The organism is Candidatus Harpocratesius sp. (assembly GCF_054039255.1).
Genome location: NZ_JBPLBG010000055.1, coordinates 1 through 9,667 on the forward strand (window position 1 = coordinate 1; position 9,667 = coordinate 9,667).

The 9,667-nt window shown below is 30.5% G+C and carries 7 protein-coding genes; 4 read left to right on the top strand and 3 right to left on the bottom strand.

The window, feature by feature from the left end; translation table 11 throughout:
* The first annotated feature begins 108 nt into the window (after positions 1-108).
* Genes ACXLDF_RS13290 through ACXLDF_RS13300 form a run of 3 tightly spaced genes read left to right on the top strand, consistent with a single transcriptional unit; the run spans position 109 to position 2,869 of the window.
* The gene (locus ACXLDF_RS13290; RefSeq protein ID WP_457559024.1) at positions 109-312 is read left to right on the top strand and encodes a hypothetical protein; all 204 of its coding nucleotides are present in this window, start codon (positions 109-111) and stop codon (positions 310-312) included.
* 21 nt (positions 313-333) lie between these two features.
* The gene (gyrB, locus tag ACXLDF_RS13295) at positions 334-2,232 is read left to right on the top strand and encodes a DNA topoisomerase (ATP-hydrolyzing) subunit B (RefSeq protein WP_457559025.1); all 1,899 of its coding nucleotides are present in this window, start codon (positions 334-336) and stop codon (positions 2,230-2,232) included.
* Positions 2,233-2,248: 16 nt separating this feature from the next.
* Entirely contained in the window at positions 2,249-2,869 is a 621-nt protein-coding gene (locus tag ACXLDF_RS13300) for a hypothetical protein (RefSeq protein ID WP_457559026.1), read from the top strand.
* A gap of 52 nt (positions 2,870-2,921) precedes the next feature.
* On the opposite strand, the gene ACXLDF_RS13305 is transcribed toward ACXLDF_RS13300, so the two are convergent.
* Positions 2,922-4,718, bottom strand: a complete 1,797-nt coding sequence (locus tag ACXLDF_RS13305) for an S-layer homology domain-containing protein (RefSeq protein WP_457559027.1) — start codon at positions 4,716-4,718, stop codon at positions 2,922-2,924.
* Between the two features lie 232 nt (positions 4,719-4,950).
* Positions 4,951-7,902 carry a hypothetical protein gene (locus ACXLDF_RS13310; protein ID WP_457559028.1) on the bottom strand — a complete coding sequence of 984 codons (2,952 nt, stop codon included), beginning with the start codon at positions 7,900-7,902 and terminating at the stop codon, positions 4,951-4,953.
* A 198-nt stretch (positions 7,903-8,100) separates the two neighbouring features.
* On the opposite strand from ACXLDF_RS13310, the gene ribH reads away from it, so the two are divergent.
* Entirely contained in the window at positions 8,101-8,499 is a 399-nt protein-coding gene (ribH, locus tag ACXLDF_RS13315; RefSeq protein ID WP_457559029.1) for a 6,7-dimethyl-8-ribityllumazine synthase, read from the top strand.
* On the opposite strand, the gene glgP is transcribed toward ribH, so the two are convergent.
* The coding region (gene glgP / locus ACXLDF_RS13320) for an alpha-glucan family phosphorylase (protein WP_457559030.1) at positions 8,496-9,667 on the bottom strand (1,172 nt) is incomplete at its 5' end. The two genes, ribH and glgP, sit on opposite strands and share 4 nt — an antisense overlap.

Genomic DNA, 9,667 nt, shown 5'->3' on the forward strand with positions numbered 1-9,667 from the left:
AAAAAGAAATATTTTTGGGAATTATACTAGAAATTAAGTAAGAATTTATTTTGTAGTTTTTCGGTGTTTCCCTAGAATGATCTTGGTATATTTTAATAAAAATTAATAATGTCAGCAAAAAACAAAAAAACAAAAACTTCAACAAAAGAAACAAAACATAGTTCTTTATTAATTTCTAGAGAAGTCTATATTACAGGAAAACAACAATTGATTGTAAGTTTATTAATGTTAACAGTACTTATTATTCAAGTTTATCTATTTGTAAGTATCTTTCGATTGATCGAACAATTAGCTTCTTTACAAGGAGTATAAAAATATATTTTAACCCAAAAAATGACAGACGATTACAATGTTTCCGATATTCAAGTTTTAGAAGGACTTGACCCCGTACGAAAAAGACCCGGTATGTACATTGGTTCTACTGATGTTCGTGGACTTCATCACTTAATATGGGAAGTTATAGATAATTCCATTGATGAAGCAATGGCAGGATTTTGTGATCACATAATTATTAAAATTAATAAAGACGGTTCTTGTTCTGTTAGTGATAATGGACGAGGTATTCCTGTTGAAAAACATCCAACTACTGGGATTTCGGCTGTTGAAACCGTACTTACTGTACTCCATGCTGGTGGTAAATTTGGTGGAAGTGGATATAAAGTTTCTGGTGGTCTTCATGGTGTTGGTGTTTCAGTTGTAAATGCTTTATCTGTTCGTACAGAAGTGACGGTAGAAAGAGATGGTGGGAAATTCTTCGTTGCCTTTGAGCGAGGTGATCCCGCAGAACCACTTAAAAAAATTGCTGATTCAAAAAAGAATGGAACAACTGTTCAATTTTGGCCAGACGATGAAATTTTTGAAACCCTTGATTTTGATTTTAAACTTATAAAAAAACGATTGAGAGAACAAGCTTATCTGACGAAAGGAATAACTTTATCATTTTATGATGATCGTGAAGACAAAAAAAATGCTTGTGAATTTTATTTTGAAGGTGGTATTTCAAGTTTTGTACGACATCTAAATGCAGAAAAAGACCGAATAGGACCTGTTGTTGCAGTAGAAGGTGAAATGGATGATGTCTATGTTGAAGTAGCCATGCAATACACACAAGAATTCAGAGAAAATATTTCTTGTTTTACAAACAATGTGACCAATCCAGAAGGAGGAACACATTTAACTGGTTTTTCTATGGCATTAACTCGAGTAATGAATAAATATGCTCGAACAAATGGACTTTTAAAAGAAAAGGACCCTAATTTTACAAATGAAGATGTGAGAGAAGGTCTAACTGCAATATTATCTGTAAAAGTACCTGAACCACAATTTGAAGGTCAAACAAAAGGAAAACTCGGAAATAGTGAAGTACGAGGGATCACTGATAAACTTTTTTCTGCTAAATTTACTGAATTTCTATCCGAAAATCCAAATGAAGCAAAGTTAATTGTTAACAAATGTGCCTTAGCCACGAGAGCAAGACTTGCCGCACGAGCCGCACGAGATACTGTTATCAGAAAAGGTGCTTTAGATGGTTTAACCCTACCTGGAAAACTAGCCGATTGTGCTTCCAAAGATCCTTATGATTCTGAATTATTTATTGTTGAGGGAGACAGTGCCGGAGGAAGTGCCAAACAAGGACGAGATAGACATACTCAAGCAATATTACCTCTTCGTGGTAAAATTTTAAATACAGAACACGCACGACTTGATCGAATGTTGGCTAATAATGAAATTAAATCTTTAGTTGTTGCACTTGGAACAGCCATTGGTGAAACTTTTGATATTTCAAAACTTAGATATAAAAAAATTGTAATAATGACCGACGCGGATGTTGATGGATCTCATATTCGAACACTTTTATTAACATTATTTTATCGTCACTTCAAAGAACTTGTGACAAGTGGAAATATATTTATTGCTCAACCACCTCTTTATAAATTACAAAAAGGAAAACAGCATTGGTATGCTATGACTGATGAAGAAAAAGCAGTAATTCAAAAAGAACATGATATAAAAGGAGATAATATCCAACGATATAAAGGACTTGGAGAAATGAACCCTGACCAACTATGGGAAACCACAATGGATCCATTAACTCGTACAATGGCACAAGTGACAGTCGATGATGCCGAAAAAGCTGATCATATTTTTAAAATTTTAATGGGAGACGAAGTTCCTCCACGAAGAAAGTTTATTCAAACTCATGCAGCTAATGTAAAAGATTTGGATATTTAAAAATTAAAAATTTAAGATGATATATTTTATAAAAATAGATGCAAAAATACTATTAACTTCTATTTTGTTATTTATTATTTGTTTATTATTTATTGATGTAGCATCTGCGAGAACTTTAAAATATCAAGATTATCCTAACTATCTTTTTAATGAAGAAACTTGTAAAGAAAATATATTTTTTGAAAAAAAAGGACCAAGCTTTATAAGAAAAATCAATAAAAAATTTGATAATAGATTAGAAGAAATTTTTAAAGATAATATCGCTCATCCAACCTATACTGTAAAAATGATAATTCAAGATTTACGAACTTATAATTCTAAATTTGAACAATTATGTAATAGAGTTGAAACAAACTGTAGTGGTAGTTCCACAAAAACTAATTTCTTAGGACAGTATAGTTGGTGTAAAACCAAACAAATTGAATTTTTGAATCTACAAAAAACAAAATTAAAATATTTTGTTTTAGCAAATACTGCCCGAAAACATCGTTCTCTTTATGAAGAAAAATTAGCAAGAATAGGATATAGATTTCATAAATATATTCATATATCTAGTATGAAAGATTTACTTGAAGCTATTAAGTTTACAAGAGAAATGGCACAATATTTAGCAAAACATCCAGATTATGGAAATTAAATTATTTTTGTTTTAAAATACTAAAAATTAAGGAAAAAATTATTTTTTAGTATTACCTTAATAAACTTAATCGATAAATCACATCAACAGCTTCGCCTCTCAATATTGGTTGATTTGGTAAAGAAACCAGACCCTTTTTTATTTCTAATAATTTATATTTTTTAGCAAATTGAAAATATTTAGCATACCAAGCTGTAATTTTTACATCTGGATAAGGTTTTTCTTTTATATTATTTGTTGGAATTTTTCCTGTTGCCAAAATTGCCATTTTTAAAAATTCTGCACGAGTGACAATCCCACCTGGTCGAAAAGTATTATCTTCATACCCCTTTACAATTCCTTTTTCAAGAGCTGTTCCAACATATTTAAAATACCATGATTTAGATTTAACATCTTTAAATTTTGTAATTAATTGTTCTTTTATTTTTAAATTATTTGCTACAAGAATGATTTTTAAAGCTTCGGCTCTATTTAAAGTATCTTGAGGTTTAAATGTTCCATCTTTATATCCTTTTATGACCTTTTTGTCTTTTAAAACTTTAATAGCTGTGTGATAAATGTAATCATTTGGTACATCTAAAAATAATTGTGGTTTTAAAGTTTTTGATTTAACTTCACCAAAATCCCCTTTTGCTATTAATTTAAATGCATAATCAGAATCTGTTTTTACAATTACACTAGCTATTCCATTTTTAAAATCTTTTTTATAAAGTTTCTCAGGAACAACTGTTGCTTTGTTTTTTAATGTAGAAGAAATTTCAATACCAGCATTCGCCACTAAAAAATCTTTATTTATATGAATATCTACTTTTTCTGGTGTACCTGGAATAAAATTTCTATCTAATTTAAAACTTAAATTACTATTTTTTCTTATATTTTTAATGGGATTTTTTATAAATTCTTTTTTTAAAGGTTTTTCTATGATTTTTTTTGGTATTTTTTCAGAAACTTGTTTAGGAGATTCTTTAATAGTCTTTTTAGGTGCTACTGCCTTCATTTTTTCATCTTCTTTTTTATCTTTTGGAATAATTTTAATATCTGGAGAAGCTACCAAATTATCTAATGAATGAAAATTTTCATATTTCACAACAAATTCCATAGGATGAATTGTATATTTTTGAGCATTATGTTTTCCAACCCCATATTTAACTGCTTCAAAATAAGAATTTAGACCAGCTTTTTGAACTTGATTCCAAGTAAAAGGCCAATATGGATGGAAAGGTGCATCCTCAGTATCTAATTGAAAATGTAGATGCGGAGCAGTAGCCATACCTGTATTTCCAACTTTTCCAATAATTTGTCCTTTTTCTACTTTTTGCCCATCTTTTATTAAAATCTCAGATAAATGTGCATAATTTGAATACAAAGTAATTTTTGAATTTCCCACATCTGTATGAACTATTGAAATAAACTTACCAAATCCAGTCACTTGATTTCCTGTTTTAACTATAATCCCATTTGCAATAGCTCTTATCGGAGTCCCAATTGGAGCTTTAATGTCTATCCCTGGATGAGACCCAGAGTTTTCCGTCCCATCTAATTTATAATTACCAAGATTTGGCACAGGAAATGTAATATAAGAATTTCGTTGTTTTTTATTACTTGAAGACCATTCCATTCCTTTCTGAAAATCTGAAATTTTATATTCTGGTAATTTAATAAATTTTGATTTAGGGATTTTATCATAATTCATTAACCTCTCTGCATCTGTAAGATCTACCCAATTTGGTACTTTTTCGATTGGACTAATTGTTCCTGTAAATTCAATTTTTTGTATTTCAAGTAAACTTGCTTTAAATAAATGTGAATACTTACTTAAAAAATCAGCATTAAAAAGTATTCCTATCATTATAATCCCCAAAAATATTGATATTGGTTTGTTTTTTACAAACTCAATAATTTTATCCAATAAATTATTTCTTATTTTTGTCACTTTGAACCCCAAATTATTAGTTGTTTTCATTCTTATCAAAAAATCTAATAATTATACCATAAGATAACAATTAAAACAATTACTAAATCTTAAAACAAAAAACTAATCTTAATTAAGATTAGTTCTTTTTTTGTTTTTTAGTATTTCCTTAATATTCAAATTTCTTTTCTTCGATCACAAACAAACTTGAAAATTTAGCATCAGATGTTCCTCTATCCTCATTAATTTCTAATCTTCCACTATATGATCTATGTCTAAATTTAAACTGAATATCAAAATCACCAGTAGCTGGAGCATCTGTCAACTCAGATCGCTGTAAATAAACTGTTCGTGTATCAGTTCTTATTTCTTTTGCATTACTTCCCATTGCTAATTGATAACCGGATCTACCAACACTATGCCAAGCCCCAGAATTAATACTATATTGAACTTCTGTATATCCTCCTCCCCAACCCGTGTCATCATTTCTAGTTGGAAGTTCATAATGTAATTTTATATCCCACCCATCATGTATTGTCCTTGTTTGTAGTATCATACCATCTGCCCAGTTTGTACCAAAAGTTCTATTTGTATTATCTTCTTCTACATAAATTTTACCCATTTCATCACCTCCTCCAATTTCATCCCAAGCCGTTCCATTACAAAGTTCTAAATAATTTTCTGTAGAATTATATCTAGTTGTTCCCGCTTTTGATGCATCACAAGTACCAGAATCATCACCAAATTTAATACCTCCATTTACATCTAGTTTTGACACAGGTGAGGAAACTCCAATCCCAACATTTCCTGTCACAATAGTATTTAAATCATTACCATTAATACTCCAATCATTATCTGTTATGTTCATTGTTCCTCCGTCTTCTTTTTTCACAGATAATCCTACTGAATCTGGTAAAGTTGAAACCGTACTAGATCCTGAATCTTGACGAACAAGCAATCGAATTTTATCTCCTGTTGAAAATTCATGCCAAATTGTAGCAGAAGAACTAGTCCCACCTACTGCATCATTTCGATTATACATGTATGTTAATGTACCAGGCAAATCCCCCCAAAGACCTCCTATATTTATTTCTATTTTTGCTGTCGAACCACTCCGAGAAGTCCCCGAATCAACATCTGTTGAAAGATGATAAGTAATTTCATACCATCCATCTTCTTCTATCGTGACTTCACTTGAATTTGTAGATGTACTATGAGAAAATGCTGTATCAACTCTTATTTGATTATCAAAATCAACTGGCTCATAATTTCCTGTTAATTGCTGTGGTGTATGTTTATATAAAGCCAAAATCTTCTCATCAGTCGATGCTCCACCACCTCCACCAGTATTATTCGAACATTCCCAAGCAGAATCAGTTTCATTGTAAGTTAAAATTTGATTATTCAAACAAGTAGGCAATGAGGCAACATTATCTGTACATTCCCATACTGAAGTTGTTCCATTATAAGTTAGTATTTGAGTATCTGTACAAGTTGGTCGTTTGTCATCACAAATCCATGAACCATTTGCATCATCATAAGATGCAATTTTACCATCTGTACAAGTTGGTAAAGTCGTCCCCGAACCACCTGATTCATTTTTACATTCCCATTTCAACATTGCTGCATTATAAGCTAATATTTGGCTATCGGCACATGTTGGAAAAACAGAATCAACACCATCAGTACATTCCCATGCAGTAGAAGTTGTATTATATTGTAATATTTGACCTTCTTCACAAGTTGGTAAATTTGAATTTGTAGCACATATCCATTGTGAATTAACTGCATCAAAATTCAATGTTTGTCCTTGTAAACAATAAGGTAAAGTTGAATTCGTATCTGCACATTCCCAAGCATTTGTCCCATCATTAAATTTTAAAGTTTGTTGATCATTACAAACAGGCATGCTTAAAAAATTAAAAGCTTTTCCTGCATCATATAATTGAGGAATCGTCATATTATTACAATCTGTTGATGAAATATTTTGATACCCATAAAAACTTTTGTCTGGATTAAAAATAACACTAATTCGATCTGCATGATGAAGACGATAAATAAATTTATTTCGATCAGATCCCCAATAAGTTGGACTAACTGGTGAATAAGTAAGATAAAAAGAAGCAATCCCCCAATCTGGATTATTAATATCACATTTAATTGCATCGGGCCACCCTTCATGCTGAGTTGTTCCACTTCCATTATTTTGACTAAGACATCGTCCATTAGATAAACAAATATCGTTTCCTGTTGTCACCAGAATATTACCATTTACTTCCAATTTTTCAGTTGCATCAATTTTATTAATACCAATATTTCCTGTTGTTTTATTAATTGAAAAATCAGTATTTCCATTTACTGAGTTATAAATGTTAAAAACATCAGCCGTTGTATCATTACCTATATTCCATGTTTCTGTTCCATTTTCTGAGAAATATAAACGAGAATTTTGATTGGAAGCTGAATCAATTTTTACTGTTGCCGATCCAGTTTCATCTGAAATATGTAAATTAGCTGTTGGTGATGTTTCTCCTATTCCGACTTTACCATCATTACTAATATAAAAATGCGTACTATTACTAGCTCTTCCCAGCTTAAAATCATCACCAGCATTAATTCCCCAAAAAGAAACCCCATCACCAATTACTAAATCTTCCTCTAGTCCTGGAACCCAACCATAACTACCTTTACTTATTGTTAAAGGACCTTCTCCATTATTTCTATCTAAATGCAATATCCCTAATGGATCATTTGTTCCTATCCCAATACGATCTCCTCTTGAACTATTTCCATAATAAATACCATCTGGTTCTGTATCTGCATCAATATTAGTATCCGCAATAGATGTCCAAACCCCAGAAGTCATATCACCTAAACACCCATTATTGTCACATAATTCTCCCAAAACTGTAATTCTATCATCTGTATAATCATCTAAAGTTCCTTTATCATCATGCTCAACTCCTTTCATCACTCCAACAATATTATTTAAATCATCAGATGAAATCATATCCCCAGTGACCTTAACAGGAATATCATTTGCTGTATGAATCGTAGCATAAGACAAATTAATTAAAAATAAAGATGTAAATATCAAGCAAACTAATTTAAATTTTTTCATATTTTTATGTATATTTTATTTTTTTTGCTTATTATACATTAATTTTTCAATAATTGAAAATAAATATATTGCTAATTCCTAATTCTTTTTTAACACTTTCAAGTGGTCGGTTCTATTATTGAATTTTTAAAATTTTTATAACAATTTGCGATACACAATAATTTAGTTAGTATATATTAAAATTTAAATTTTAATATCATGATTTTAATCGTTTCATCACAATTCAATAAAGTTTCAGGTATTTCTGCTTCTCTTGAAGAATCAGCAACTGCTGTCCTTAAAACAAATAATATGAACTATAAACTTGTTCAAGTACCAGGTGCAATAGAAATCCCAATAACTGTCCAACATTTCTTAAAATCAGGTAAATATCAAGCAGCAATAACTCTTGGTTGTGTAATTAAAGGTGAAACTGATCACTATGAAATGGTTATCAAATCATGTACAGAAGGTCTTTCTAGGGTATCTCTTGATTTAGAAATTCCAGTTATTCAAGGAGTTTTAGTTTCCCCTAATGATGAATTAGCTATTTCACGAAAAAATCTTGGTAAAGAATATGCAGAAACAGCTTTAAAGATGATTGAAATTTTAAATTAATTTTCATCTGACCACATAATTTTATCATATTCCTCTACACATCGATAAGTGTTGAAATAACTTATTAAAGAAATTGCAGTTTTCATTCGTTTTGTCCACTGCTTTGGTTTTTTGTAATAACAATAAATGATTTCTTCTAAAATATCACATAACTCCCCTGCATCAACATCATCACGAATAGCTTCATCAAGTTCGTCTGATTTTTCACCAAATCCCCAACCTGCCAAAGGTTTGTCATTAAATGCTTCAATCCACCAACCATCTAAAATAGAACAATTAAGTCCCCCATTCAAAGCTGATTTCATACCACTTGTTCCACTTGCTTCTCGTGGTTTAATAGGGTTATTAAGCCAAACATCAGCACCTGCAACTAATTTTTTGGCAATATCTATATTATAATCGGGTATTACTGCTACCCGAACTTGTCCTCTTAATTTTCGAGCTTCATGGCGAATTTCTTCTATTTTACCATTACAAAACCCATCATTCGGATGACATTTCCCAGCAAAAATAATTTGAATTTTTTTATACCCAAGCAGTCTTAATCGTTCCCTTAATCGGAAAATCAAAGCTGGTCTTTTATAACTAACAAATCTTCTAGCAAAGACAAAAGTAAGAGTTTCTTCATCAAAAAAATCTTCTTTGTGCATTTTTGAATGATAGGCAAAAAACTCTGGATGATTGTTTATCCATTTGATAAATTTCTTTTTTTCTTTCTTTTTTGCTTTCAATAAATCTTCATCTGAAATAGATTTTATAGCATTTTCAAAAACTTCTGGATTATCTTGCCAACCTTTTAAATTTTTATCAAAAAGTTTAGACATACTGTCTGAAACCCAAGTTAAATGGTGTATTCCATTTGTTATATTTGAAAATTCTTTTCCGGGAAACATTTCCTTGCAAACTTCTTGATGACGAACAGAAACACTGTTTGTTTTATGACTCATATTTATAGCTAAATCAGTCATGCTAAGCATATCATGTGTCGCAATATCACGAATATGCCAAGGAATTTCTTTTCCTAGAATTTGATAAGACAAATCATAACTAAATTTATCATGACCAGCTTTTACGGGAGTATGAGTTGTAAAAGCACATTTAGAACGAACACAATCATCATTGTAATCACATTCTTGTAAAAGTTCTAAAGTCAAAAATGCAGAATGTC

Coding starts and splice junctions, on each gene's coding strand:
- ACXLDF_RS13290 (WP_457559024.1), top strand. CDS start 109: ATGTCAGCAAAAAACAAAAAAACAAAAACTTCAACAAAAGAAACAAAA.
- gyrB (WP_457559025.1), top strand. CDS start 334: ATGACAGACGATTACAATGTTTCCGATATTCAAGTTTTAGAAGGACTT.
- ACXLDF_RS13300 (WP_457559026.1), top strand. CDS start 2,249: ATGATATATTTTATAAAAATAGATGCAAAAATACTATTAACTTCTATT.
- ACXLDF_RS13305 (WP_457559027.1), bottom strand. CDS start 4,718: ATGATAGGAATACTTTTTAATGCTGATTTTTTAAGTAAGTATTCACAT.
- ACXLDF_RS13310 (WP_457559028.1), bottom strand. CDS start 7,902: ATGAAAAAATTTAAATTAGTTTGCTTGATATTTACATCTTTATTTTTA.
- ribH (WP_457559029.1), top strand. CDS start 8,101: ATGATTTTAATCGTTTCATCACAATTCAATAAAGTTTCAGGTATTTCT.